26 protein-coding genes are annotated in these 23,996 nt (G+C 73.5%); 15 read left to right on the top strand and 11 right to left on the bottom strand.

What is annotated here, in order from left to right; genetic code table 11:
• Positions 1 to 42 precede the first annotated feature (42 nt).
• Both ACSDG8_RS00860 and ACSDG8_RS00865 read left to right on the top strand, forming a co-directional pair.
• The gene (locus ACSDG8_RS00860) at positions 43 to 1,290 is read left to right on the top strand and encodes an MFS transporter (protein WP_210894472.1); all 1,248 of its coding nucleotides are present in this window, start codon (positions 43 to 45) and stop codon (positions 1,288 to 1,290) included.
• Positions 1,291 to 1,338: 48 nt separating this feature from the next.
• Positions 1,339 to 2,523: a lycopene cyclase family protein gene (locus ACSDG8_RS00865; RefSeq protein WP_210894469.1), complete on the top strand. Its 1,185-nt coding sequence runs from the start codon at positions 1,339 to 1,341 to the stop codon at positions 2,521 to 2,523.
• Here the strand turns inward: ACSDG8_RS00865 and ACSDG8_RS00870 are convergent.
• A complete protein-coding gene (locus ACSDG8_RS00870; RefSeq protein WP_307856212.1) occupies positions 2,520 to 3,638 on the bottom strand; it encodes a serine hydrolase domain-containing protein in 1,119 nt (372 codons plus the stop codon). The genes ACSDG8_RS00865 and ACSDG8_RS00870 overlap by 4 nt on opposite strands.
• Before the next feature lie 87 nt (positions 3,639 to 3,725).
• Positions 3,726 to 4,514, bottom strand: coding sequence for a tyrosine-protein phosphatase (locus ACSDG8_RS00875; RefSeq protein ID WP_210894465.1), 789 nt, complete (start codon positions 4,512 to 4,514; stop codon positions 3,726 to 3,728).
• 70 nt (positions 4,515 to 4,584) lie between these two features.
• Between ACSDG8_RS00875 and rnhA the strand changes: the two genes are divergently transcribed.
• Positions 4,585 to 5,148: a ribonuclease HI gene (gene rnhA, locus ACSDG8_RS00880; RefSeq protein WP_210894463.1), complete on the top strand. Its 564-nt coding sequence runs from the start codon at positions 4,585 to 4,587 to the stop codon at positions 5,146 to 5,148.
• Here rnhA and ACSDG8_RS00885 read toward each other — a convergent pair.
• The 4 genes from ACSDG8_RS00885 to ACSDG8_RS00900 form a co-directional block, all read right to left on the bottom strand.
• Positions 5,067 to 5,327 carry a hypothetical protein gene (locus ACSDG8_RS00885; RefSeq protein WP_013286433.1) on the bottom strand — a complete coding sequence of 87 codons (261 nt, stop codon included), beginning with the start codon at positions 5,325 to 5,327 and terminating at the stop codon, positions 5,067 to 5,069. The genes rnhA and ACSDG8_RS00885 overlap by 82 nt on opposite strands.
• Positions 5,328 to 5,450: 123 nt before the next feature.
• The gene (locus tag ACSDG8_RS00890; protein ID WP_439427531.1) at positions 5,451 to 5,705 is read right to left on the bottom strand and encodes a preprotein translocase YidC; all 255 of its coding nucleotides are present in this window, start codon (positions 5,703 to 5,705) and stop codon (positions 5,451 to 5,453) included.
• 319 nt (positions 5,706 to 6,024) lie between these two features.
• Entirely contained in the window at positions 6,025 to 6,906 is an 882-nt protein-coding gene (locus ACSDG8_RS00895) for a pentapeptide repeat-containing protein (protein ID WP_307871172.1), read from the bottom strand.
• Positions 6,907 to 7,027: 121 nt separating this feature from the next.
• A complete protein-coding gene (locus tag ACSDG8_RS00900; RefSeq protein ID WP_210894461.1) occupies positions 7,028 to 7,429 on the bottom strand; it encodes an SSI family serine proteinase inhibitor in 402 nt (133 codons plus the stop codon).
• Positions 7,430 to 7,839: 410 nt separating this feature from the next.
• Between ACSDG8_RS00900 and ACSDG8_RS00905 the strand changes: the two genes are divergently transcribed.
• The 5 genes from ACSDG8_RS00905 (at position 7,840) to ACSDG8_RS00925 (ending at position 13,892) form a co-directional block, all read left to right on the top strand.
• Positions 7,840 to 8,871, top strand: a complete 1,032-nt coding sequence (locus tag ACSDG8_RS00905) for an ABC transporter permease (RefSeq protein ID WP_210894459.1) — start codon at positions 7,840 to 7,842, stop codon at positions 8,869 to 8,871.
• Positions 8,872 to 8,930: 59 nt separating this feature from the next.
• Positions 8,931 to 10,676, top strand: coding sequence for an ABC transporter substrate-binding protein (locus ACSDG8_RS00910; protein ID WP_210894457.1), 1,746 nt, complete (start codon positions 8,931 to 8,933; stop codon positions 10,674 to 10,676).
• Between the two features lie 63 nt (positions 10,677 to 10,739).
• Positions 10,740 to 11,729: an ABC transporter permease gene (locus tag ACSDG8_RS00915; RefSeq protein ID WP_210894455.1), complete on the top strand. Its 990-nt coding sequence runs from the start codon at positions 10,740 to 10,742 to the stop codon at positions 11,727 to 11,729.
• 16 nt (positions 11,730 to 11,745) lie between these two features.
• Complete coding sequence (locus tag ACSDG8_RS00920; protein WP_210894453.1) at positions 11,746 to 12,810, top strand: ABC transporter ATP-binding protein; 1,065 nt, start codon at positions 11,746 to 11,748, stop codon at positions 12,808 to 12,810.
• A complete protein-coding gene (locus ACSDG8_RS00925) occupies positions 12,807 to 13,892 on the top strand; it encodes an ABC transporter ATP-binding protein (RefSeq protein WP_439427532.1) in 1,086 nt (361 codons plus the stop codon). Before ACSDG8_RS00920 ends, ACSDG8_RS00925 begins: the two co-directional genes overlap by 4 nt.
• A gap of 106 nt (positions 13,893 to 13,998) precedes the next feature.
• On the opposite strand, the gene ACSDG8_RS00930 is transcribed toward ACSDG8_RS00925, so the two are convergent.
• Positions 13,999 to 14,805, bottom strand: coding sequence for an SDR family oxidoreductase (locus ACSDG8_RS00930; protein WP_210900413.1), 807 nt, complete (start codon positions 14,803 to 14,805; stop codon positions 13,999 to 14,001).
• Positions 14,806 to 14,922: 117 nt separating this feature from the next.
• Here ACSDG8_RS00930 and ACSDG8_RS00935 point away from each other — a divergent pair, with 117 nt between their 5' ends.
• Positions 14,923 to 15,159 (top strand): hypothetical protein, encoded by a 237-nt coding sequence (locus tag ACSDG8_RS00935; RefSeq protein ID WP_210900497.1) that lies wholly within the window; start codon positions 14,923 to 14,925, stop codon positions 15,157 to 15,159.
• On the opposite strand, the gene ACSDG8_RS00940 is transcribed toward ACSDG8_RS00935, so the two are convergent.
• Positions 15,097 to 15,804, bottom strand: a complete 708-nt coding sequence (locus ACSDG8_RS00940) for a B3/B4 domain-containing protein (protein WP_210900416.1) — start codon at positions 15,802 to 15,804, stop codon at positions 15,097 to 15,099. The genes ACSDG8_RS00935 and ACSDG8_RS00940 overlap by 63 nt on opposite strands.
• A gap of 13 nt (positions 15,805 to 15,817) precedes the next feature.
• Entirely contained in the window at positions 15,818 to 16,426 is a 609-nt protein-coding gene (locus tag ACSDG8_RS00945; RefSeq protein WP_210900419.1) for a LysE family translocator, read from the bottom strand.
• A gap of 28 nt (positions 16,427 to 16,454) precedes the next feature.
• Between ACSDG8_RS00945 and ACSDG8_RS00950 the strand changes: the two genes are divergently transcribed.
• Positions 16,455 to 17,930: a PLP-dependent aminotransferase family protein gene (locus ACSDG8_RS00950; protein WP_210900422.1), complete on the top strand. Its 1,476-nt coding sequence runs from the start codon at positions 16,455 to 16,457 to the stop codon at positions 17,928 to 17,930.
• Between the two features lie 7 nt (positions 17,931 to 17,937).
• Here the strand turns inward: ACSDG8_RS00950 and ACSDG8_RS00955 are convergent, their stop codons facing one another.
• A complete protein-coding gene (locus ACSDG8_RS00955) occupies positions 17,938 to 18,933 on the bottom strand; it encodes a helix-turn-helix transcriptional regulator (RefSeq protein WP_210900425.1) in 996 nt (331 codons plus the stop codon).
• A gap of 45 nt (positions 18,934 to 18,978) precedes the next feature.
• Here ACSDG8_RS00955 and ACSDG8_RS00960 point away from each other — a divergent pair, with 45 nt between their 5' ends.
• Entirely contained in the window at positions 18,979 to 19,455 is a 477-nt protein-coding gene (locus ACSDG8_RS00960; RefSeq protein WP_210900428.1) for a hypothetical protein, read from the top strand.
• Positions 19,455 to 19,910, top strand: a complete 456-nt coding sequence (locus ACSDG8_RS00965; protein ID WP_210900431.1) for a hypothetical protein — start codon at positions 19,455 to 19,457, stop codon at positions 19,908 to 19,910. Before ACSDG8_RS00960 ends, ACSDG8_RS00965 begins: the two co-directional genes overlap by 1 nt.
• Here ACSDG8_RS00965 and ACSDG8_RS00970 read toward each other — a convergent pair.
• Complete coding sequence (locus ACSDG8_RS00970; RefSeq protein ID WP_184686045.1) at positions 19,885 to 20,565, bottom strand: TetR/AcrR family transcriptional regulator; 681 nt, start codon at positions 20,563 to 20,565, stop codon at positions 19,885 to 19,887. The two genes, ACSDG8_RS00965 and ACSDG8_RS00970, sit on opposite strands and share 26 nt — an antisense overlap.
• A 114-nt stretch (positions 20,566 to 20,679) precedes the next feature.
• Here ACSDG8_RS00970 and ACSDG8_RS00975 point away from each other — a divergent pair, with 114 nt between their 5' ends.
• Genes ACSDG8_RS00975 through ACSDG8_RS00985 form a run of 3 tightly spaced genes read left to right on the top strand, consistent with a single transcriptional unit; the run spans position 20,680 to position 23,958 of the window.
• On the top strand, positions 20,680 to 22,170 hold the full coding sequence (locus ACSDG8_RS00975; protein ID WP_210943241.1) for a flavin-containing monooxygenase: 1,491 nt from the start codon (positions 20,680 to 20,682) through the stop codon (positions 22,168 to 22,170).
• A complete protein-coding gene (locus tag ACSDG8_RS00980; protein WP_210943240.1) occupies positions 22,163 to 23,122 on the top strand; it encodes an SDR family NAD(P)-dependent oxidoreductase in 960 nt (319 codons plus the stop codon). Before ACSDG8_RS00975 ends, ACSDG8_RS00980 begins: the two co-directional genes overlap by 8 nt.
• Positions 23,119 to 23,958 carry an alpha/beta fold hydrolase gene (locus ACSDG8_RS00985; RefSeq protein ID WP_210943239.1) on the top strand — a complete coding sequence of 280 codons (840 nt, stop codon included), beginning with the start codon at positions 23,119 to 23,121 and terminating at the stop codon, positions 23,956 to 23,958. The genes ACSDG8_RS00980 and ACSDG8_RS00985 overlap by 4 nt, the downstream gene beginning before the upstream one ends.
• Positions 23,959 to 23,996: the final 38 nt, after the last annotated feature.

Below are 23,996 nucleotides of genomic sequence, written 5' to 3' on the forward strand. Positions count from 1 at the left end.
ACCGGTCGGCAGGGCTCATCGTCGCTGGTAGGTTGCCTCGCCGTGACGGGGGAACGGCTCGGCGGGCGCTTCGCCCGACTGTGGACGGCGAGCACGCTGTCCGCGCTGGGAAGCGGGACGGCGACGGTCGCCGCGCCGCTGTACGTGGCGTCGATAACCGACGATCCGCTGGTGGTGTCGGCCGGGGCGGCGGTGTCGTGGCTGCCGTGGCTGCTGTTCGCGCTGCCCGGCGGCGTGCTGGCCGACCGGGTGGACCGGCGGCGGCTGATGGTGCTCATCGACTGGGTACGCGTCGGCGCGCTCGCCGCGCTCGCGGTGGCGATGCTCACCGGCCGGGCCGGGATCGCGCTGCTGTACGCGGTGCTGTTCGTGGTGAACACCGGCGAGGTGGTCTTCCGTACCGCCGCGCAGGCGGTGCTGCCGGCGGTGGTGCCGCGCTCGCTGCTGGAACGCGCCAACGGCTGGCTGGGCGGCGGCACCCAGGTGATGCAGAACATGGTCGCCGGCCCGCTCGGCGGGTTCCTGTTCGTGCTGGCGGCGTCGCTGCCGTTCGCCCTGAACGCCGGCACGTACGCGCTGTCCGCCGTGCTGGTCGGCCTGCTCGCCGGGACGTACCGTGCCGGGCCGGCGCTTCAGGAGCGGCGTTCGGTGCGGGCGGAGGTCGCGGAGGGGTTCCGCTGGCTGTGGGGTCAGCGGCTGCTGCGCACCATGACGATGCTGATCGGCCTGCTCAACGTCACGCTCACCGCGGCGGTGGCGGTGCTGGTGCTGCTCGCCACCGAACGGCTGGGTCTCGGCTCGGTCGGCTACGGCGCGTTGTTCACCTGCATGGCGGTGGGCGGGGTGCTCGGCTCGGTGGTGGGGGACCGGCTGATCGCCGCGATCACGCCCACCTGGACGGTGCGGACCGGACTGCTGGTCGAGGCGGGGCTGCACCTGGCGCTCGCCGCGTCCCGCAGCACTGCGGTGGTCGGCTTCGCGCTGTTCACGTTCGGGGCGCACAGCGCGCTGTGGAACATCGTGGTGAACTCGCTGCGGCAGCGGCTCACCCCACCGGCGCTGATGGGCCGCGTCGGCAGCACCACGTTGTTCGTCGCGGCGGGCGGCAACTGCGTCGGCGCGCTGATCGGCGGCGTGATCGCGGCCCGGTTCGGCATCACCGCGCCGTACTGGGTGGGTTTCGTGGTGGCGGTCGCGGTGATCGCCGCGACGTGGCGGGTCTTCGACCGGGCGACGGTGGCCGCCGCCTACGCCCAGCCGGCCCCGCAGGAGCCCGCCCCGGTGGCCTGAGCGCGGGTCGGCCGGTGACCGCGCCCGCCGATGTGACAGCGTGGTCGGGTGCACGCATCCTCAGCGGTCGACGTCGACCTCGCGCTGGTCGGCGGCGGCGGCGCCGCGTCCCTGGTCCTGGCCGCGCTGGACCGGCACGGCGCGTCCGGGCTGCGGGTTGCGGTGGTCGATCCGGTGCACAAGCGCGGCCAGGACCGCACCTGGGCGTTCTGGGGCCTGCCCGGCGACGACCTCGACCCGCTGCTGAGCGCGAGCTGGTCGCAGGTCGACGTGGTCACGGCCGCCGGCCGCCGCGTCCTCACGCTCGACCCGCTGCGGTACGCCATGCTCCGCTCCGCCCCGGTCTACGACCGGGCTGCCGAGGCCGAGCGGCGGCTGGACGCGGTCCGGATCAGCGCCCCGGCGGGGGAGCTGCACGACGACGGTCAGCGGGTCACGGTCCGCGACCCGGACGGGCGGGACCTCGTGCGTGCCGGGTGGGTGCTCGACTCGCGGCCCCGGCGGCCGAGGCGGCCGGGGCGTACCAGCTGGTTGCAGCACTTCCGCGGCTGGTGGCTGGCCGCCGACCGGCCCACGTTCGATCCGCAGCGGGCGGTGCTGATGGACTTCCGCACCCCGCAGCCGCAACGCGGCGTCTCCTTCGGGTACGTGCTGCCCGTCGACGACCGCTTCGCGCTCGTCGAGTACACCGAGTTCGGGCCGACCCTGCTCGACGACGCGGGCTACGACGCGGCGCTGCGCGGGTACGCCGACCTGCTCGGCCTGGACCTGTCCACGCTGCGGGTGCGGGAGGTCGAGGACGGCGTGATCCCGATGACCGACGGCCCGTTCGAGTCCCGCCCGAGCCCGCGCGTGGTGCGGCTGGGCACCGCCGGTGGCGCGACCCGCCCGTCCACCGGCTTCACGTTCTCCGCGATGCTGCGCCAGGCCGACCAGGTGGGCCGGGCGCTCGCCGCCGGCCGCCCGCCGGTGCCCGCGCCCGCGTACCCGGGGCGGCACCTGTGGATGGACGCGGTGGCGCTGCGCGCGCTGGACCGCGGGCACGTCGGCGGGGTGGAGTTCTTCGAGCGGCTGTTCGACCGCAACCCGCCGGAGCGGGTGCTGCGGTTCCTCGACGGCGTGACCAGCCCGGCCGAGGACCTGGCGGTGATGCGGTCCAGCCCGCTGCTGCCGATGACCGGCGCGGTGCTCGGCGACGCGGCTGGGCGACTGCGCGCCCGCCTGCGTCGCTAGTCGCGGCGGCCGGTCGCCTCGGTGACGCGGTCGCGTACCAGCGTCCGCAGCTGCTCCATCGGGTCGCCGTCGCCCGCGCCGAGCCGGTTGCGCACCGCCGCCACCGTCAACCCCAGTTCCGGGTACGCGAACGCGAGGCTGCCGCCGCTGCCGGCGGTGCCGAACGATCCGTCGTCCTCGACCGCGTAGCCGAGCCCGAACGTGCTCTCCTGCCCGAACACCCATTCCTGGGCGCGGACCGCCGGGGCGGACACCTCCCGCATCCGCTCATCGGAGATCAGCCGTACCCCGTCGACCGGGCCGAGCAGCGCCGCGTACATCCGGGCCACCGCGCGGGCGCTCATCGTGCCGACCGACGGCACGTCGGCGCGCAGCACGTCGGCGCGGGAACCGATGATCGTGTCCGGGCGCACCGCCGGTGGGGCGACCGCGTCGAAGTGCGGCAGGTTCGCCCCGGCCCAGGTCATCAGCGCGGACAGGCCGGCGTCCTCCAGCCGCGCCAGCCGGGGCAGGTCCGCCTCCGGTACGCCGAGGAACAGTTCCCGGTCCACGCCGAGCGGTCCGGCCACCTCCTCGGCGAGCACCCGCGACACCGGCGCGCCGGTGACCCGCCTGATCACCTCGCCGAGCAGCCAGCCCCACGTCCAGGCGTGGTACGCGAGCTGTTCGCCCGGCGCCCACAGCGGCCGCGCGTCGGCCAGCAGGTCGCACATGCGCGCCCAGTCGGTGAAGTCCTCCGGCGTGACGTCGGCGGGCAGCGCGGGCAGGCCGGCGGTGTGGGTGAGCACGTGCCGCAGCGTGATGCCGTCCTTGCCGTGCCGGGCGAACTCCGGCCACACCGCGGCGAGTGGCAGGTCGTAGTCGAGCCGTCCTCGCTCGGCCAGCACGTGCACCACTGTGGCGGTGAGTCCCTTGCCGGTGGAGACCGCGTGCACGGGCGTGTCGGCGGTCATCGGCCGGCCCGTGGTGGTGTCGGCCAGGCCGGCCTGCTCGGTGACGATCGCGACCCCGTCCAGGTACGCGGCCACCTGCACACCGGCCTCCCGGCCGGAGGAGACCAGCTCGCCGACAGTCGCCCGTACCTCGGCCCGCAGGCCCTCCCACCGCGTGTCCACGATCACGCAGCGTGCCAGACCGTGGCGCGGGCGTCGTCCGCTTTTCGCCGCCACGGCGTGTCGCCCGCTGTCGTTCGTCGGTGGCGCTCAGCGGGTGACAGGTGTCGGCGTGCTGCCGGTGGCGGCCTGGGTGGGCAGCGGCTTCGTATCGGCGGTGAGCAGGCGGGCGCGCAGCGCGTCGATCGTCTGCTCGCTGACACCGAGCCGGCCGGTCACGTAGCCGTGCACGGAACCGTGGGCGGCCCGCAGGTCGGCCAGCACCAGCCGGATGATCTCGGCGGGCGCCCGCCCGTACGCGGGCCAGCCCGGCGTCGCGCCGCCGTTGCGGTCCCGCCACTCGGCGACCAGCCGGTCGGTGGCGTGCTCGGTGAGCGTGAAGTCCTCCGCGATCTGGTCGTCGTCCACGCCGAGCAGGGACAGCAGCAGCGCGGCGAGCAGCCCGGTGCGGTCCTTGCCGGAGGCGCAGTGGAACACCAGCGGATGCTCGCCGTCCGCGATCACCTCGATCGCCTGCCGCAGCTCGGCCACGCCGTCCTCGGCCACCTCGGCGTACCGGTCGGCCAGGTAGCGCCACGGGTCCACGCCGGGGTCGATGTCGGCCTGCACGTACGGCCGGTGTTCGATGCTCAGGTTGTGCCAGGTCACGTCGAGGCTCTCCGGGGCCCGGCCGCGGTCGGCGATCTCCCACGGGTACCGCAGGTCGATCACGGTGCGGACGCCGAGCGCCGCGAACCGTTCCAGGTCGTCACCGGCGAGCTTGGCCAGCGAGTCGGACCGGTAGAGGCGGCCCCGGGCGACGGTGCGGCCGTCGCCGGTACGCCAGCCGCCGAGGTCACGGAAGTTGCAGAGCGTGGCGAAGCCCGGGGGAGTGGTCATGCCCGCACGCTAGCCGCGCGCGGCGGGTCGGGTGGTCCCGCGTGCTCGCGTACCCGGTAGGTTGCCGGGCATGGCGGAGGCGGAGACCGGCCGGGTCGTGGAGATCTGGACCGACGGCGCGTGCAGCGGCAATCCCGGGCCCGGCGGCTGGGGCGCGCTGCTGCGCTGGGGCGGGCACGAGCGGGAACTGTGCGGCGGCGAGGCCACCCCGACCACGAACAACCGGATGGAGCTGACCGCCGCGATCCGCGCGCTGGAGAGCCTGACCCGCCCGGTCACGGTACGGCTGCACACCGACAGCACCTATGTGCGCAACGGCATCACCGGCTGGCTCAACTCGTGGAAGCGCAACGGCTGGCTGACCGCCGCGAAGCAGCCGGTCAAGAACGCCGACCTGTGGCAGGCGCTGGAAGCGGCCTGCGCCCGGCACGACGTGACCTGGCTGTGGGTGAAGGGCCACAACGGACACCCGGAGAACGAGCGCGCCGACGCCCTGGCGAACCGGGGCATGACCGAGGCGCGGAGCGGCGTCGCCACCGCCCCGCGCACGGCTCAGCGCAGCGGGCGGCCCTCCTCGATCTCCTCCGGCTCCTCGGACGGGTCGCCGGTGCCGGAGACCGCGTCGACGTCGTAACCGGCGCGGCTGACCTCCCGCGCGGACCGGCGGTCCTCGGCGGGCAGGTCGGCGAAGTCGTCACCGGTGTCGTCGGTGGTGTGCAGGGACTCGCCCGGCGGGCGCAGGGACGCCTCGTACGCGGTCGCGCCGTCGGGTTCGTCGCCGGCCGCGCGGCCGAAGGACTCTTCACTGGTCATGTCGCACTCCTGCCCGCAGCGGGTGACGGCAAACGTTCAACGGCCCGCGCCCGTTCGGGGGCCTGCGTCGGTTCGGTGGCCTGACCTCGGTGGTGCCCGCGCCCGTCCGGCGGTGGCACCCGTTCAGCGGGCGGCGTCCGGTCCGCGGGCCGCGTCCGGGTGAGTCGGCATCGAGGAGCCGCCCGAGCTGCTGCCGGATGCTCCGCCCGCCATGCTGGAGCCGTCGTCCTCAGTCACCTCGTCCGGTTTCGGCGCGCCGGGAGCGGGCGCGGGCACGTCGGTGTCCGCGGCCGTCTGCACCAGCGGAACCTGCCCGGCCTCGTCCTCGGCGTGCGCCGGGTCGACCGGCTCCTGACCGTCGCGTGCCCGATACCCCACCGGTGCCCCTCCCGTCGGTCAACAGTCGTCGGCGCCGCCTACCCCACCCCACCTCCACCAAACCCACCCACGCTCCCACCACCCCTCCCGCCCTCGCCGACCCCCCTCTCCCCGTTGATCAAGGACTTTGTGTCCCGATCCAGCCCCGAACCGGACACAAACTCCTTGATCACCGCCCGGGGGGCGGTCTGGTGGGGCGGCCGAGAGGGAGGGGGTTCCCGGGCGGGGGTGATCAAGGAGTTTGCGGTCTGGGGCAGCGCTGAAGCGGACGCAAACTCCTTGATCAGCGGGGAGGAGGTGCGGGGCCCGGAGGGCGGGGTCAGCGGCGGTGCGAGCGCGGGCGCGGGCGGGGGCCGGTGGGGGTCAGCGTCAGAGACCAGTGGGCCGGGCGGCGCAGCCCCGGCGGCAGGACCGTGCGGTGGTCGCCGCGAGCGGCGTCGAGCTGGGACTGATGCGTGAACAGGCACTCGCCCAGGTCCGCGCCGCGCAGGTCGGCTCCGCGCAGGTCCGCGCCGGTCAGGTCGGCGGCGCCGAGACGCACGCCGCGCAGGTCGGCGCCGATCAGGCAGGCGCCGCGCAGGTTCGCCCCGGCCAGCGGGGTACGGCGCAGGTCCACACCGATCAGCATGGCGCCCCGGCGGTCCGGGCCGGCCTTCCCGCTGCGGGCGTGCTCGGCGGCGCGGGCCAGCAGCCGGTTGACCCGGTCCCGGTGGGCGTCCACGTCGAGCGCGAGCAGCTCGGAAGGGGTGCCGTCGGTGAGCCGGCCGGTCTCGTCCAGCGCGGCGGTCAGGTCGTCGCGCAGCGGGCCGGGCGGGGTGAGGCGTACCGCCTCGGTCAGGTACCAGAGCAGTTCGTGCAGGGGCCGCAGCACCGCGAAGCTGTCGAACATCCGCTGCGCGGTGGCCGGGTCGGTGCGCCAGTCGCGTCCGGCGAACGTGTGCTGGGTGAGGTGCTGCCCGGCGCCGAAGCAGTCGAACACGGTGCATCCGGGGAAGCCGCGTTGCCGCAGCTCGGTGTGGATGCCGCAGCGGAAGTCGGCGCCCAGGTTCGGGCAGGGCCGTCCGGCGGGCTTGTCGATGGCGAAGTCGGCCGAGGCGGCGAACGCCGGCGCGACGCAGCAGACCCCGGCGCAGCGCGAGCAGTCCGCCCGCAGCTCCCGCCCGCCACCGACCGTCCGCCCGCCCACAGCACCCCCGTCCACCCGACCATTCTCCGCGCACCACCCATCCCCACCCCACCCACCCCGTCGATCATGAGGTTGACGGCGACAAAACGGACCGGAACCGCCGTCAACCTCATGATCAACGCCAAGAAGGGGGGTGTCAGAAGGTGAAGAGGGTCGCGGTGGTGCGCTGCATCAGGCAGGGGTTGGGGAAGGTCCGGGTGTAGGAGACCGGGCGGTTCTGCCAGAAGCCCATGGCGCGGGCGACGACCGGGGCGTACTGGGAGGTGCAGGGCGCGCCGTCCACGTCGAGCGCGTCCAGGTCGCCGTCGACGCGGGCGACGAGGCGGCAGGCGGTGATCGGGTCGGGGTGCAGGCCGCCGGTCGGCCCGCAGGTCAGCACCGTGGCGCGCACGTCGGCGCCGTCGTCGACGGTGAGCAGCAGCACCGAGGGGGTCTGCGGGCCGGGGCGCGGCGCGGCGACCGCGGGGGAGGCCGGCGCGGCGAGGCCGCCGAGCGCGGCGACCAGGGCCAGCGCGGCGGTACGTCGGGCGAAGGGCATGGGTGGTCCTTCCGTCGGGGCCCCAGGGTGAGGGGCCGGTGGACGACCCGGTACGTCGTGCGAACCGGGCCGCCGAGAACCCTAGGTGGACGGTGTGAACGCGAAGAGTCACGAAGTGTTACACCCCTCGGCCTCGTCGCACGTCCGGCGTGACATCGGCGTACGGGAATGCCCGAACGGCTGACAACCGCTTCCGTGCCTCGCGCAAACGCATTCCGAATAAGCGTGACGCCTGCCTGAAAGGCTGACAACCGAATCGGCCCGTTATTGCGCCGATGCATTCCGTAGGCCGGATCGTTGTCAATGCACGACAACCGGAACGGCCGTTACCGTAACGATTCTTTCCGGTGCCACTGATCCCTTTACCGTCGGGTGGCAGGGCGTTTCCGCCCCCGTCGGAGGGACTGTTCATGAGCGACCTCTCACACCCGCCGCCCCGGACCCCGGCCGCCGACGCGCCCATTCCCGGCCCCGAGATCCAGGCCGGCCCCGAGCCCGCCGGCCGCACCGTCGAGTTCGTCGGCCGATCACCCAACCAGCTCGCCTGGCTGCGGCTCAAGCGCGACCGTACGGCCCGGGCCAGCGCTGTGACGCTCGCCGTCGCCGCGGTGGTCGCGCTCGGCGCGCCGCTGCTGGGGCGGCTCACCGGAATCGACCCGACCGACAAGTTCGTCGACCGGTTGAACGATTTCGGAATGCCGATCGGGTACGCCGGCGGGATCAGTTCCGATCATTGGCTGGGCCTCGAACCCGGCAGTGGCCGGGACATCCTGATGCAACTGGTCTACGGCCTTCGCACGTCCCTGTTCATCGCGTTCACGTCCGCGCTGGTGGCCTCGTGCATCGGCGTCGCGGTGGGTGTACTCGCCGGATGGGCCAAGGGCTGGCTGGACAGTCTCGTCAACTGGCTGATCGACCTCACGTTGGCGTTCCCGTTCCTCATCTTCGCCCTCGCGGTCATCCCGATCCTCCAGGACCGCTTCTACTCCGATCGGGAGGCGCCGTCGCCGGCCTTCCGGGTCGCCCTGATCGTCGCCACCTTCGGCCTGTTCAGCTGGACGTACACCGCGCGTCTGGTCCGCGGGCAGGTGATCTCGCTGCGGGAGCGGGAGTTCGTCGACGCGGCCCGGGCCGCGGGCGCCGGCACCGCGCACATCCTGCTGCGGCAGCTGCTGCCGAACATCTGGGCGCCGATCCTGGTCACCGTCTCGCTGATGGTGCCCCAGTTCATCGCCATCGAGGCGGCGCTGGCGTTCGTCAACATCGGCGTCACCGAACCCACGCCCGACCTGGGCCGCATGATCTTCAACAGCATCGGCTACGTCGCGAGCGACCCCTGGTACACCCTGTTCCCCGGGTTGACGATCTTCCTGCTGGTCCTGGCGTTCAACCTGCTCGGCGACGCGCTGCGCGACTCGCTGGATCCCCGCTCCACCCGGTAGTCCCCACGGCCATCACACGCCCGGCCGGCGGGGGCCGCCGGGCACGAAGGGAGCACACCGTGCGCGCACGAACCCGGACACTCACAGGTGTCCTCGCCGCGGCGGCGCTGGTCGCCGCAGGCTGCAACCCCACCCCCGACGACGGCGGCGGTGAGGACCAGAAGACCAAGACCCAGAGCGGCTCGATCTCGTACGAGGCCGCCGACAACCAGGGCCCGGCGAAGCCCGTCGACGGGGCGTCCCGCGGCGGCACCCTCACCGTCATGCAGCCGGCCGACTTCGAACACCTCGACCCGGCCCGCAACTACGTCAACGTGCAGCAGGTCGCCGGCGGGATGCTCTACCGCGCGCTCAACGGCTACAAGGAGGACGGCACCGGCAAGCTGCTGCTCGTCGGCGACCTGGCCACCAACCCCGGCAAGGACGTGAACGGCGACTGCAAGGTCTGGGAGTTCACCCTGCGCGACGGCGTGAAGTACGAGGACGGCACGCCGGTGAGCAGCAAGGACGTCGCCCACGGCCTCGCCCGGTCGTTCGCGGCGAACCTCAACGAAGGCCCGCACTACATCCAGCAGTGGCTCTACCCGGGCGGGGCGTACAACGCCACCTACAAGGGACCGTACGACGGCGGCAAGCCGGTGCCCGACGGCGTCGCCACACCCGACGACCGGACCATCCGGTTCACGTTCCCGCAGCCGCATTGCGACCTGCCGTACGCGGCGGCGCTGCCCACCAGCGCGCCCGTGCCCGCCGCCAAGGACACCCGCGCCAACTACGACCTGCGGCCGTTCTCGTCCGGCCCGTACCGGGTGAAGTCCTACCAGCGCGACGTGTCGCTGGAGCTGGAACGCAACCCGAACTGGGACCCGGCGACCGACCCGATCCGCAACGCGTACCCGGACGCGATCCGGATGACGTTCGGCCTGGAGCAGGCCCAGATCGCCGAGCGGCTGGTCGCCGACGGGCCCGCCGACCAGGCGGCGCTGAGCTGGTCGGACGTGCCGCCGTCGGTGCTGCCCCGCACCACCGGCGCCGGCGTCGCCGACCGGGTCGTACGCGGCCCGACCCAGTACAACTGGGTGCTGAGCATCAACACCCAGCGGGTCACCGACCTGGACGTACGCCGGGCGCTGAACTACGCGGTCGACAAGGACGCCCTGCTCAAGGTGCTCGGCGGGCAGGCCGCCGGCTCACCCGCGAGCACGCTGATGTCGCCCACCACCGCCGGCTTCGTCCCGTACGACGTGTTCAACGCCCCGGTGACCGGCGACAAGGCCAAGACCGCCGAACTGCTCGCCGGCAAGCGGCCGAAGCTGGTGCTCGCCCACTCCAGCCTGGAACTGCGCACCCAGCAGGCCGAGGCGCTGCGTAAGAACCTCACCGACATGGGCTTCGACATCGTGATGAAGCCGATCGACAACAGCAGCTACTACGACGAGGTGGGCCGCAAGGACAACCCCTACGACCTGTACCTCACCGGCTGGGGCTCGGACTGGCCCACCGGCTCCACCGTCATCCCGCCGGTCTACGACGGACGGGAGATCGTGGCCGAGGGCAACCAGAACCTGTCGTACCTCAACGAGCCGTCGGTCAGCGCGGAGATCGACCGGGTCCGCGCCCTGCCCGCCGCGGAGCAGGACGCCGGCTGGATGGCGCTCGACCGCATGATCATGGAGAAGTACGCGCCGGTCGTGCCCTGCTACTACGACGCCACCTACGAGCTGCACGGCTCGAAGGTCGGCAACGCCTTCCTCAGCGACGCGTTCGGGATCATCTCGCTCAACGGCATCTACGTGAAGAAGTGACAGCCGCGCGGGGACGGCGGTCACGGCGGCCGTCCCCGCGCCCCACCCGGGGGAGGTGCTCCCGTGTTCCGTTTCGTCGTCCGGCGGCTGCTCGTCGCCGCCCTGACCCTTGTGGTCATCAGCCTCGTCACATTCGGTCTCTTCTTCGCGGTGCCGAGCAGCCCGGCGAAGGTGATGTGCGGCAAGAACTGCACCGCCGAGGACATCGCCCAGGTCGAGCGCCGCCTCGGTATCGACCAGCCGCTGCCCCGGCAGTACGCGGACTTCGTCGGGGGTGTCTTCGCCGGGCGTACCTACGGCGAGGGGGACTTCCGCCAGGACTGTCCGGCGCCCTGCCTGGGCTACTCGTTCCGCAACAACCAGCCGGTCACCGAGATCGTCGCCCAGCGCGCCCCGGTGACGTTCAGCATCGTCGCAGGCGGCGCGGTGCTCTGGCTCGGTCTCGGCATCTCGCTGGGCATGGTGTCGGCGCTGCGCCGGGGTACGGCGTTCGACCGCGCCGCGATCGGCGTCACGCTGGCCGGGGCGTCGATGCAGGTCTACTTCTTCGGGCTGATCCTGCTCTACCTGCTGGTCTATTCCACCGGGCTGCTGCCGTTCCCCACCTACACGCCGCTGACCGACAGCCCGGCCCGGTGGGCGGCCGGGCTGCTGCTGCCCTGGATGACGCTGGGTTTCCTCAACTCGGCGCTGTACGCCCGGCTGTCGCGGGCGCAGATGCTGGAGACGCTGTCGGAGGACTTCATCCGCACCGCGCGGGCGAAGGGACTGCCCGCCCGGCAGGTGCACACCCGGCACGCGCTGCGGGCGGCGATCACGCCGATCGTGACGATCGCCGGGCTGGACATCGGCACCAGCCTCGGCGGCACGTTCATCACCGAGACCATCTTCGGCCTCCAGGGTCTCGGCAAGGCGACTGTGGAGGCGGTGCAGTTCCTCAACCTGCCGGTGGTGATGGCGACGGTGCTGCTGGCGGCGGTGTTCATCGTGGTCGCCAACATCGTCGTCGATGTGCTGTACGCGGTGATCGACCCGCGGGTCCGGCTGAGCTGAGGAGGAGGGATCGGACATGGTGGAGTTTCCGGCGCCGCGACGCGGCGAGGGCCCGTACCTGCGGGTCACGGATCTACGGGTGCGGTTCGACACCGAGGACGGCGTGGTGCGGGCGGTGGACGGGGTGTCGTTCTCGGTGGAGCGGGGTCGGACGTTGGGAATCGTGGGGGAGTCCGGTTCCGGTAAGAGCGTGACGTCGCTGGCGATCCTCGGTCTGCACAACGCGAAGCGGACGACCATCTCGGGGGAGATCTCGGTGGGTGGGCGTCAGTTGGTGGGGCTGGGTGAGGAGGAGATTCGTCGGTTGCGGGGCCGGGACATGGCGATGATCTTTCAGGATCCGTTGTCGGCGTTGCATCCGTACTACTCGGTCGGGAAGCAGATCGCTGAGGCGTACCGGGTGCATCACCCGAGGGCCGGGCGGCGGGAGGCGCGGTCGCGGGCGGTGGACATGCTGGACCGGGTCGGCATCCCGCAGCCGGCCAAGCGGTTCGACCAGTATCCGCATGAGTTCTCGGGTGGGATGCGGCAGCGGGCGATGATCGCGATGGCGCTCGTCAACGACCCGGATCTGTTGATCGCTGACGAGCCGACGACCGCTCTGGATGTGACGGTGCAGGCGCAGATCCTGGACCTGCTCAGCGACCTGCAGGAGGAGTTCCACTCGGCGATCATCCTGATCACCCACGACCTGGGTGTGGTGTCTCAGGTCGCCGACGACGTGCTGGTCATGTACGCGGGTCGGGCGGTGGAGCACGGCAGTGTGGAGCGGGTGTTGCGGGCGCCGCAGCATCCGTACACGTGGGGGTTGTTGTCGAGCGTGCCGTCGTTGCACGGTGACGCGGACGCGGACCTGGTGCCGATCCCCGGCAACCCGCCGTCGTTGATCAATCTGCCGTCGGGGTGCGCGTTCCATCCGCGCTGCCGGTGGGCCGACGTCAACGGCGACCGGTCCCGCACGGAGATCCCGGAGTTGGGCCCTGCTGGTTCGCCGGGCCATCTGGTGGCGTGCCATCTGCCGGTCGCGGCGCGGGAGCGGATCTATCGCGACGAGGTCGCGCAGGTGGGGGTGGCCCGATGAGCGGTGTGGCGAACGGGCAGGTGACGGTGGCGGGCGGCGCCGGCCGGCTCGCGGGCGAGCCGCTGCTGTCGGTGCGGGGACTGACCAAGCACTTCCCGGTGCGGCAAGGGCTGCGGGCGCGGGGTGCGGTGCGGGCGGTCGACGGGCTGGACTTCGACGTGCGCCCCGGCGAAACGCTCGGCCTGGTCGGGGAGTCCGGGTGTGGGAAGACCACGACGGGGCGGATGCTGGTCCGCCTGCTGGAGCCCACCGCCGGGACGATCGAGTTCGCCGGGCGGGACATCACCCACGGTGGACGCCGTGAGCTGCGCGCGCTGCGGCAGGACCTGCAGATCATCTTCCAGGACCCGTACGCGTCGCTGAACCCGCGTCACACGGTCGGGCGGATCGTGGCGATGCCGTTGCAGGTCAACAACATCACCCCACCCGGCGGCGTCAAAAAGCGCGTTCAGGAACTCCTGGAACTGGTCGGGTTGAATCCGGAGCACTACAACAGGTACCCGCACGAGTTCTCCGGCGGACAACGCCAGCGCATCGGCATCGCCCGCGCCCTCGCCCTCAAACCGAAACTCATCGTCGCCGACGAACCCGTCTCCGCCCTCGACGTGTCGATCCAGGCGCAGGTCATCAACCTGCTGCGGGATCTGCAACGCGACCTCGACCTGGCGTTCGTGTTCATCGCCCACGACCTCGCCGTCATCCGCCACTTCTGCCACCGCGTCGCCGTCATGTACCTCGGCAAAATCGTCGAGATCGGCGACCGCGACACCATCTACACCCGGCCGCAGCACCCCTACACCCGAGCGCTGCTGTCCGCGATCCCCGACGTCACCACGCTCGGCCCCGCCGGCCGCATCCGCCTCACCGGCGACGTCCCCACCCCACTCAACCCACCGTCGGGCTGCCGCTTCCGCACCCGCTGCTGGAAAGCCACCGACCACTGCGCCACCGAAGAACCCGCACTGACCACCCGAGACGGCGGCCGACAGCAAACCGCCTGCCACTACCCCGAGCAGCAGCAAGCACCCCTGGATGCGCCCATGGAGGCCACCCCAAAACCCGGCAGCAACGAACGCACCTGACCACGACGGGGCCGGGGGCGACCGTGCCCGGCGCAGGGATCAAGCCTGACCGCCCGGAGCCGGGCACGGTCGCCCCCGGCCCCAAACGGTGACCCAACACGGACCCCTAGACCGAACGCCAGGAATCAGAGGAAAGCGAAGAAGCCTGCGGCCCCATCAACAACATCCCCCCGTCCACCGCCCAAGACGCCCCCGTCACGTAAGCCGCAGCCGGCGACGCGAGCAACGCCACCACAGCCGCCACCTCCCGCGCGTCACCGGGACGCCCGACCGGCACCCCGGGACGGTCCCGCGTGAACGGGTCGACGTCCTCCTGCCCGGTCATCGGGGTGGCGATCTCACCGGGGGCAACAGCGTTGACGGTGATCCCGTCGGCCGCCAGTTCCTGCGCCATCACCTTGGTGAGCAGGCCCAGGCCACCCTTCGCCGCGCAGTACGCGGACGAGCCGACCCGGGGCGCGTGCTCGTGGACGCTGGTGATGTTGATGATCCGGCCGCCCCGTCCGGCCGCGCGCATCCGCCGGGCGGCCCGCTGCGAGCACAGGAACGGCCCGTCCAGGTCGACTGCCAGCACCTCCCGCCACTTCTCCCAGCTCACGTCCACGAACGGCTCGGACAGGCCGGTGCCGGCGTTGTTGACGAGCACGCCCAGCCCGCCGAGCCGGTCGGCCAGTTCGTCGATGACCGCCGCAGCCCCGGGGAGCCGGGTCAGGTCCAGCTCGGCGGTCTCGCAGCGGCGGCCGGCGGCGCGTACCTCGGCCGCGGTGCGCTCGGCGCCGGCCGGGTCGCCGTACCAGGTGATGCCGATGTCGTACCCGGCCTCGGCGAGCGCCACCGCGCACGCCTTGCCGATGCCGGAGTCCGCGCCGGTGACGATCGCGACGCGGTCGTAGTCCTCGTATCGCTGGGGCATGACCGCGCACTACCCGCGGGCGGCGACCTCAACCGGGCGGACGACCCCGACTCGGCCGCCGGTTTCGTCGGAGGCGGTGGCTAGGGTACGGGCGTGATAGCCGATGAGTCCGATGCCGTGACCGTTCGCTTCCTGCGCATGATGAGCGCCGAGCAGGTGGGCGACGACTCGCTGGGCCGCACCGTCGAGCTGGCCCGGCAGTGGTGGGGCACCGCCGACGACCGGCTCGCCGACGCCCTGCGCGAGCTGCACGGCGAGCCGGCCGCGCCGACCGGCGCCACCGACGCCACGTCAGGCGGCCCGGACGGGCACGGCGAACTCCGGGGCCTGCGCGGTGAGCACCCCCGTCCGTGACGGCACGCCCCACTGCTCGGCCAGCGCCGCCGCCAGGTCGTCCACCATCCGGCGTACGGTCGGCGCCGCCCCGGCGTGCATCGCCTCGATGACCACGAGGACCTCGCCGGTGCCGGCCCGTACCGCTGACGCGCCGCTCTGCCGGTGGCACCAGCGCCGGGCGTGCGCCTGCCCGCCCTGATCGGCGAAGATCACCTCACCGGGCGCCGGGTGCTCCCGCTCGCCGCCGAGCGTCAGGTAGGACTCCGTGCCGTCAGCCGGGCGCACCGTCAGGTCGCCGTCGACGCCGGCCAGGTCGAGCACCGCCACCGGCACCGCGTACCGGACCGAGAGCGCGTTGCCGAGGTCCACCAGCGGATGCAGCCGGGGCAGATCCCCGTCGCGCCGCAGCCGGCGCAGCAGCGACTCGGCCGCGCAGCGGTAGCGCGTCGGCGGGCAGCCCATCCGGGCGAACGCGCGCCGCCACGCCTGGATCTCCAGGAAGCCGCCCTCCGGTCCGGCGGCGAGCCGGTCGCGGGCGACGTCGAGGTGACCGGCGAGCCGTGGCGTGACGTCGGTGTCGGCCGTGATCCCGGTGGCGTGCAGGACGCCGCAGGTCAGCTCCGGGAAGGACGACCAGATCTCGGGGGAGTGCCGGAAACGCACAGAACTGCTCCTTCTAGGCGGTGAACGCGAGCCCGAGGCCCAGGGCGAGGAAGCTGCCGGCGACGGCGTGCCGCAGCAGCGCGGTCAGCCGGGGCCGGGCCAGCACGCGGCGGCGCAACGCGCCGGCCAGGACCGCGTAGCCGGCGAACACCAGCAGCGTGACCAGCATGAACACCAGACCGCAGGCGAGCATGCGGATGGGGGCGGCGGGCGCGCCCGGTGGGACGAACTGCGGCAGGAACGCCACGAAGAACACCGTCACCTTCGGGTTCAGCAGGTTCATCAGCACCCCGTCGCGGAACACCGCGGACGCCGGGCGCGGCGGCCGGTCCCCGTCGACTGTGAACGCGCTCCGGTCGCGCCACGCCGACCAGGCCATCCAGAGCAGGTACGCCACACCCAGCCAGGTCACCACGCGGAACGCCGGGGTGCCGGCGCGCAGCAGCGCGGCCAGGCCGGTCACCGCGGCGATCACGTGCGGGACGAGGCTGAGCGTGGCTCCGGCGGCGGCGGCCAGTCCGGCGCGGCGTCCGGCCGTCACGGCGGTGGCGAGCGTGTGCGTCACACCGGTGCCCGGAGTGACGGCGACGACGAGTGCGGTCAGCAGGAAGGCGATGGTCACCCGTCCAGCCTCTGGCCATAATGGTCCGGTGGACAGGGCCAAAGCTGTCGTTTCCGAGAGGTCCAAATCGGTCGGCGCGGACTTCCTCCAACTGGACGTCGGGGAGGCCCCGCCCGGCGGGCGCGCGGACTGGCTGGCCGCCCGGCTGCGCTCGGCGATCGCCGACGGCCGGGCGCCGGTCGGCACCCGCCTGCCGGCCAGCCGGGTGCTCGCCGCCGAGCTGGGCGTCTCACGCGGCGTGGTCACCGAGGCGTACCAGCGGCTGGGCGAGGACGGCCACGTCGCCGGGCGCGGCCGGGCTGGAACCGTCGTGGTGGCCACGCCGGCCGCTGTGCGCGCCCGGCCGCCCGAACCGAGGAAGGCACCGGCGGTGTTCGCCGGCCGGCCCGGCCTCGATGTCTTCGAGGCGCTGCGCGCCGCGCCCGCACGGGTGGACCTGACGCCGGGCGTACCCGATCTGGCGGCCTTTCCCCGCGCGGCCTGGCTGCGGGCCGAGCGGGCCGTGCTGCACCGGGCCACGCCCGCCGCGCTCGGCTACGGCGACCCGACCGGCACGCCCGCGCTGCGGCTGGCCGTCGCGAACTGGCTGGCCCGCAACCGGGGCATCCGCGCCGACCCGGCCGAGGTGGTGGTCGTGGCCGGCGTGTCCCAGGCGCTCGGCCTGCTCGCGCGGGTGCTGCACGAGCGGGGTACGCGCACCGTCGCGGTGGAGGACCCCGGCTCGCTCGGCGTGCGGCAGCACCTGACGTACGCCGGGATGGCCACGCCGCCGGTGCCCGTGGACGACCGGGGCCTGCGCGTGGACCTGCTGGCGCACTCCGGCGCACCGGCCGTGCTGCTCACCCCGGCGCACCAGTTCCCGACCGGGGTGGTGCTCGACGGCGAGCGGCGTCGCCGGCTGCTGCGGTGGGCGCGCGACGGCGGACTGGTGCTGGAGGACGACTACGACGCCGAGCACCGGTACGACCGGCCACCGGTGCCGGCGCTGCGCGGCATGGCCCCGGACCGGGTCTGCTACACCGGCAGCATTTCCAAGCTGCTCGCCCCGGCCCTGCGGATCGGGTGGACGCTGGTGCCGCCGAGCCTGCACGCCGACGTGGTGGACGCGAAGCGGACGGCGGATCTGGGCAACGCGGCGCTGCCGCAACTGGTGCTGGCCGAGCTGATGGAGTCGGGCGCGCTGGAGCGGCACCTGCGGCTGCTGCGCCACCGGCACGTACGCCGCCGCGACGCGATGATCCGGGCGGTCCGCGCGTACCTGCCGGGGGCGGTGGTGCACGGTGCCGCCGCCGGGCTGCACCTGATGGTCACGCTGCCCGGCGACCTCGACGACCGGGCGCTCGCGGCGGCGGCGCTGCATCGGGGCGTCAAGGTCCACCCGCTGTCCTGGCACGGCCAGCGCCCGCAGCCGCCCGGCCTGGTCCTCGGGTACGCGGCGACCCCACCGTCGGAGATCGACCGAGCCCTGTCCACGGTGGCCGAGGCCCTCCACACCCTCCCCTGAACCTCCTTCATCCGGCGAGCGGCGGGACGGGCGGGGGGTGGTAGAGGGCGGCCAGGGCGGTGGCGGTTTCGGAAAGGCGGGCGCGCAGCGCCTCCGGGGACAGGACCTCCACGTCGGCGCCGAGCCGCAGCAGGTCGCCGTGGGCGTGGGTGAGCGACTCGATCGGGATGACCGCGCGCACCCAGCCGGCGCCGTCGGGCTGGCCGGCGCTCGCCTCGGCGGCAGCCACCACCACGTCGCTGCCGATCTCGCGCAGCCGGGCGAACCCGCGCGGCGACAGCCGGATGGTGGCCTCGTCGCGGTGCAGGCCGGCCCGGAACTGCACCACGTGGGCGCGCCACCAGCCCGGCAGGTCGAACTCCGGCCGTTCGAACTTCTCGTCCAGCGGGGTCAGGCCGAGGATCTGGTTGACCCGGTAGGTGGCCGGGTCGGCGCGGTCCGGGCGGGCGGCCACGAGGTACCAGCGCCCGCCCTTGAGTACGAGTCCGTACGGGTCGAGCACGCGCGTCGTCTCGTCGCGCCAGCCGCGGTACCGCACCCGGATCCGGCGCTCCCGCCACACCGCCTCGGCCGCCTGGGCCAGGTACGGCGACGGGTCGCCGTCGGAGTACCAGCCCGGCGTGTCCAGGTGGAACCGCTGTTCGAGCCGGGCGGCCCGGTCGGCCAGCGGCGCGGGCAGCGCGGCCCGCAGTTTGAGCTGCACGGCGGTGACGACCGACTGGTAGCCCAGTTCGGCGGCCGGTCCGGGCAGCCCGGCGAAGAGCAGCCGGTCGGCCTCCTCGGCGGTCAGCCCGGTCAGCCGGGTCCGCCAGCCCTCCACGAGCCGGTAGCCGCCGTCGTGTCCCGCCTCGCCGTAGAGCGGGATGCCGGCGGCGTGCAGCGCCTCCACGTCCCGGTAGATGGTGCGTACGGACACCTGGAGGCGGTCGGCCAGGTCGGCGGCGGTGAGCCGGCCGTGCGCCTGCAGGAGCAGCAGGATGGACAGGAGTCGGCTCGCACGCATTCTCCTGACACTAGCTGTCAGGGGACCGCCTCTACCGTCCCGATCATGGCTTTCCACGACAAGGAGCTCACAGTGCCGGGGACGATCGAGGTCGCCGGCCGGCACGTCAAGCGCTACCACATCGACCAGCCGGACCGCCGCCTCGAACCACGTGTGGTCGACGCCGCGTACGCGTACCTGCCGTCGCTGCTGCCCGCCCCGGACGGCGGCACCCCGCCGGCGAGCTGGGTGGTGCTGCACCGGGGCGCGGACAGCGGCGCGTACCTGCTGGCGTACAGCTGGTTCTTCGACAATGTGGTCGAGTGCCGCATCGCGATCGCCGGGCAACCCGCGCTCGACTGCCCGGACGACGACCCGGCGCGCTTCGTGGACCTGGACCGCCCCGGCGTGGGCTGCGTCTGGGAGCTGGGCGTGCTGGAACACGAGCGCACCGCCTGGATCCGGCACGTGCTCGCGCCGGACGAGCCGGACCTGGCGGGCTACCTGGCCGACGCCCGGGCCGAGGGGCCGGTGGGCCGCTGATGGGCGACTTCGACTTCCTCGTCGGCACCTGGGACGTGACCAACCGGCGCCTGCGGCAGCGGCACGTCGGCAGCGACGACTGGGACGAGTTCACCGGCGTCAGCGAGGCCCGGTCGTTCTTCGACGGCGCGGGCAGCTTCGACGAGATGCGCTGCCCCAGCCGGGGCTTCGCCGGCTCCAGCGTGCGCATCTTGAATCCGTCGACCGGGCTCTGGTCGATCTACTGGATGCACAGCCACCGCGGCGTGCTGGAGCTGCCGCCGGTGGTGGGCCGGTTCACCGGCGGCGTCGGCGAGTTCCACGCCGACGACACCGACGAGGGCCGCCCGGTGCGCTGCCGGTTCCTCTGGTCGGCGATCACTCCGGTCTCCTGCCGCTGGGAGCAGGCGTTCTCCACCGACGGCGGGCGCGCCTGGGAGACAAACTGGATCATGGAGTTCCGGCGGACGGCATGACCGGCGGTGTGGTGGTCCGGTAGATCGCGGTCAGCCAGACGTCGAGCAGCACGTCCACCACGTCCCGCTCGGCCACCGCCGGGCCGTCCCCGGCGAACGTGGCGTACCAGACGCGTTCGTTCATCGAGTTCAGCGCGATGGCGAGGTCCCGGGCGGGCAGCCCGTCCGGGGCCGCGCCGCGCGCGCGTTCGGCCTCGATGGCGGCCTGCACCGCGCGGACCCAGCGTTCCAGCACCTCGGCCCAGAGCCGCCGCACCTCGGCGTTGGTGCCGCGTACCTGGGCGCAGGCCAGCACCACGTCCCGGTGCCCGCCGAACGTGGCGTGGAACCGGGCGATCAGCTCCCGCCAGCGGGCGCGCGGGTCCTCGGCGAGCCGGTCGAACACGCCGCCGGCCGCCGCGTCGGCCTCCTCGGTGACCCGGTCCAGCAGGGTGAGCAGCACCGCGTCCTTGGACGGGAAGTAGAAGTAGAAGGTGGGTCGGGAGATGCCCGCGCCGCGCGCCAGGTCGTCGATGGAGATGTCGCCGAACGCGCGCTGGCGCAGCAACCGCTCGGCGGTGGCCAGGATCGCGGTCTCCCGTTCGTCGCCGGTGGAGCGGCCGGCCCGCCGCCCACGGCTGGGCGCGGCGCCGGCCGGCGTACGGGCGGTGGTCATGTCGGCTGATGCTACACCCGCTCAACACCCTGTCGATTAAGCTCGACACAGTGTTGACTGCGCTCGACGGCCATGGATAGGGTCCGTCCACCGCCGGTGCGAACGGGAGAAGCGATGGCCGCAGACCACGTCGACGTCCTCATCGTCGGTGCCGGGCTGTCCGGCATCGGCGCCGCCGTCCACCTCGGACGCGAATGCCCCGGCAAGACCTACGCGGTGCTGGAGGCCCGGGGCGCCATCGGCGGCACCTGGGACCTGTTCCGCTACCCGGGCATCCGCTCCGACTCCGACATGTACACCCTGGGCTACGTGTTCAAGCCGTGGACCGACCCGAAGGCCATCGCCGACGGCGACTCCATCCGCGCGTACGTGCGGCAGACCGCCCGCGAGTACGACGTGGAACGGCACATCCGCTTCCACCACCGGGCCGTCCGCGCCGAGTGGGACAGCGCCACCGCACGCTGGACGGTCCACGCCCGCCGCGACGACACCGGCGAGGACGTCACCCTGACCTGCGGGTTCCTGTTCACCAACTCCGGCTACTACCGCTACGACGAGGGCTACACGCCGCGCTTCCCCGGCGTCGAGCGGTACGCCGGCACGCTCGTGCACCCGCAGCACTGGCCGGCGGACCTGGACTACACCGGCAAGCGGGTCGTGGTGATCGGCAGCGGCGCCACTGCCGTCACCCTGGTCCCGGCCCTGGCCGAGCGGGCCGCCCACGTCACCATGCTCCAGCGCTCACCCACGTACGTCGTGGCGCTGCCGTCACGCGACCCGTTCGCCGACGCCGCGCGGCGCTGGCTGCCCCCGCAGGCCGCGTACACGGTGGCCCGGTGGAAGAACGTCACGCTCGGCGTGGCCAACTTCCAGCTCAGCCGCCGCGCCCCGGGCGTGGTGAAGCGGTTCCTGCGCCGGGCCGCGAAGGGCCGCCTGCCCGCCGGCTACGACGTCGACAGGCACTTCTCACCCCGGTACGACCCGTGGGACCAGCGCCTGTGCGTGGTGCCGGACGGGGACCTGTTCGCCGCGTTGCGCGCCGGGCGCGCGTCGGTGGTCACCGACACCATCGACACGTTCACCGAGCGCGGCATCCGGCTCGCCTCCGGCGAGGAGCTGGCCGCCGACGTCGTGGTCACCGCCACCGGCCTGAACCTGCTCGCGCTCGGCGGCATGACGCTGGCCGTCGACGGCGCCGACGTCGACCTCGCCTCGACAGTGGCCTACAAGGGCATGATGCTCTCCGGCGTGCCGAACTTCGCCATGACGATCGGCTACACCAACGCCTCCTGGACGCTCAAGGCCGACCTCGTCGCCACGTACGTCTGCCGGCTGCTGCGCCACCTCGACGACACCGGCCAGCAGATCGTCACGCCGCTCGCCCCGGACACCGACGACCTGGCGCCGATCATCGACCTGAAGTCCGGCTACGTGCTGCGCGCCGTCGACCAGCTGCCCAAGCAGGGGCCGCGCGCGCCGTGGCGGCTGCACCAGAACTACCCTCGCGACGTGCGCCTGATGCGGCACGGCCCGCTCACCGACGGCGTGCGCTTCGCCCGCGCCGGCGTACCCGCCGCCGCCACCTCGGGAGGAACCGATGCGTGACCTCGTCTTCCCCGGCGGCACCGCGGTGCTCACCGGCGCGGCAAGCGGCATCGGCGCGGCGCTGGCCCACGGCCTGGCCCGGCGCGGCGCCGACCTGGTCCTGCTCGACCGCGACGCCGACGGCCTGGCCTCGGTCGCCGCCGCGATCTCGGCGGCCCACCCGGACCTGCGGGTCGAGACGCACGTGGTCGACCTCGCCGACGCCGACGCCACCGAGCGGGTCGCCGCCGAGATCCACAGCGCGCATCCCCGCATCCGGCTGCTGATCAACAACGCCGGGGTGGCGCTGGGCGGGCGCTTCGACCAGGTCACCCTGGAGGAGTTCCTCTGGGTCATCGAGATCAACTTCCGGGCGGTGGTACGCCTGACCCACGCGCTGCTGCCCGCGCTCAAGGCCGAGCCCGGCGCGCACCTGGTCAACGTCTCCAGCCTGTTCGGCATCATCGCGCCCGCCGGGCAGGCCGCGTACGCGGCGAGCAAGTTCGCCGTCCGCGGCTTCACCGAGGCGCTGCGGCACGAACTCGCCGACGACGGCGTGGGTGTCACGTCGGTGCACCCGGGCGGCATCCGCACCCGGATCGCCAGCAGCGCCCGGGTCGGCAGCGGCGTGGACCTGGCCGAGTACGAGGCCGGGCGCAGGCAGTTCGAGAAGCTGCTCACCATCGCCCCGGCCACCGCCGCCGAGGCCATCCTGCGCGGCGCCCAGCGTCGGCGCGGCCGGGTGCTGATCGGCTGGTCGGCGAAGCTGCCGGACCTGCTGGCCCGGGTCGCCCCCGCCGGGTACGGCCGGGTGCTCGCCCTCGGCATGCGCCCGTCCCGCCCGGCGCCCGCCGTCGCCGGAGTGCCGACCCCGAGGGCCGAGACGCCCACCGAGCGCGCCGGGGGAGCCGCGCCGGTTCCGGCCGCCCGGACCGGCGAGGAGGCCGCGCCGGAACCCGGACGCCAGGCGTGACGCTCGTCCTGCCCCCGGCCGACGAGCGCACCGTCGACGGCCGGCGCGTGCGCTGCCGGATCAGCGGCGACGGCCCGCCCGTGGTGCTGCTGCACGGCATCGGCCGTACCCTCGACGACTTCACCGCCCTGCACGCCGCGCTGGCCCGCGACCACCTGGTCCTCGCGGTGGACCTGCCCGGGCACGGCGGCTCCGCGCCGCTGGACGGGACGCACACGCTGCCCGCCCTGGCCGGCGCGGTCGCCCGGTTCCTCGACGTGGCCGGCGTGACCGGCCCGGCGCACCTGGTCGGCAACTCCCTCGGCGGGGCGGTGGCCATGCGTCTCGCGGTCGACGCGCCGCACCGTGCGGCCAGCCTGGCGCTGCTCAACAGCGCCGGCTTCGGCCGGGAGGTGACTGTGGCGCTGCGGCTGCTCGCGGTACGCCCGCTGGCGCCGCTGCTGCTGCGCCCGCATCCGAGGATCGCCCGCCGCAGCGAGCGGGCGATCTTCTTCGACCCGGCGTACGTCACCGAGGAGCGGATCGCCACCGCGCTCGCCGTCGCCGGGCAGCCGCACGCCGCCCGGGTGATGCTGGAGCTGGTCCGCGACCTGGGCACCTGGCGCGGGGTCAGGCCACGGTGGCGCGCCGAACTGCTCGACGCGGTCGCCGCGCTCGACCTGCCCACGCTGCTCGTCTGGGGCGACCGCGACCTGATCCTGCCCGCCGCGCACCTGGCGTACGCCGGCAGCCGGCTGCCGCACGCGCGCCGCCACCTGTTCCGCGACACCGGGCACATGCCGCAGATCGAGCGGACCGCCGAGGTGGAGGCGCTGCTGCGGGAGTTGTGGGCCTGACCCGGGGTGGCCCTCGCCACTGTCCGGACCCGCGCCGG

The sequence above is a fragment of the Micromonospora sp. LA-10 genome (assembly GCF_051853095.1).
GTDB classification, from domain to species: domain Bacteria; phylum Actinomycetota; class Actinomycetes; order Mycobacteriales; family Micromonosporaceae; genus Micromonospora; species Micromonospora echinospora_A.

Bases quoted from the DNA above. Each gene is read 5' to 3' on its own strand.
- ACSDG8_RS00970 (WP_184686045.1), bottom strand. From the start codon at position 20,565: ATGACCACCGCCCGTACGCCGGCCGGCGCCGCGCCCAGCCGTGGGCGG.
- ACSDG8_RS00980 (WP_210943240.1), top strand. From the start codon at position 22,163: ATGCGTGACCTCGTCTTCCCCGGCGGCACCGCGGTGCTCACCGGCGCG.
- ACSDG8_RS00920 (WP_210894453.1), top strand. From the start codon at position 11,746: ATGGTGGAGTTTCCGGCGCCGCGACGCGGCGAGGGCCCGTACCTGCGG.
- ACSDG8_RS00975 (WP_210943241.1), top strand. From the start codon at position 20,680: ATGGCCGCAGACCACGTCGACGTCCTCATCGTCGGTGCCGGGCTGTCC.
- ACSDG8_RS00875 (WP_210894465.1), bottom strand. From the start codon at position 4,514: ATGACCACTCCCCCGGGCTTCGCCACGCTCTGCAACTTCCGTGACCTC.
- ACSDG8_RS00965 (WP_210900431.1), top strand. From the start codon at position 19,455: ATGGGCGACTTCGACTTCCTCGTCGGCACCTGGGACGTGACCAACCGG.
- rnhA (WP_210894463.1), top strand. From the start codon at position 4,585: ATGGCGGAGGCGGAGACCGGCCGGGTCGTGGAGATCTGGACCGACGGC.
- ACSDG8_RS00955 (WP_210900425.1), bottom strand. From the start codon at position 18,933: ATGCGTGCGAGCCGACTCCTGTCCATCCTGCTGCTCCTGCAGGCGCAC.
- ACSDG8_RS00930 (WP_210900413.1), bottom strand. From the start codon at position 14,805: ATGCCCCAGCGATACGAGGACTACGACCGCGTCGCGATCGTCACCGGC.
- ACSDG8_RS00900 (WP_210894461.1), bottom strand. From the start codon at position 7,429: ATGCCCTTCGCCCGACGTACCGCCGCGCTGGCCCTGGTCGCCGCGCTC.
- ACSDG8_RS00905 (WP_210894459.1), top strand. From the start codon at position 7,840: ATGAGCGACCTCTCACACCCGCCGCCCCGGACCCCGGCCGCCGACGCG.
- ACSDG8_RS00925 (WP_439427532.1), top strand. From the start codon at position 12,807: ATGAGCGGTGTGGCGAACGGGCAGGTGACGGTGGCGGGCGGCGCCGGC.
- ACSDG8_RS00960 (WP_210900428.1), top strand. From the start codon at position 18,979: ATGGCTTTCCACGACAAGGAGCTCACAGTGCCGGGGACGATCGAGGTC.
- ACSDG8_RS00885 (WP_013286433.1), bottom strand. From the start codon at position 5,327: ATGACCAGTGAAGAGTCCTTCGGCCGCGCGGCCGGCGACGAACCCGAC.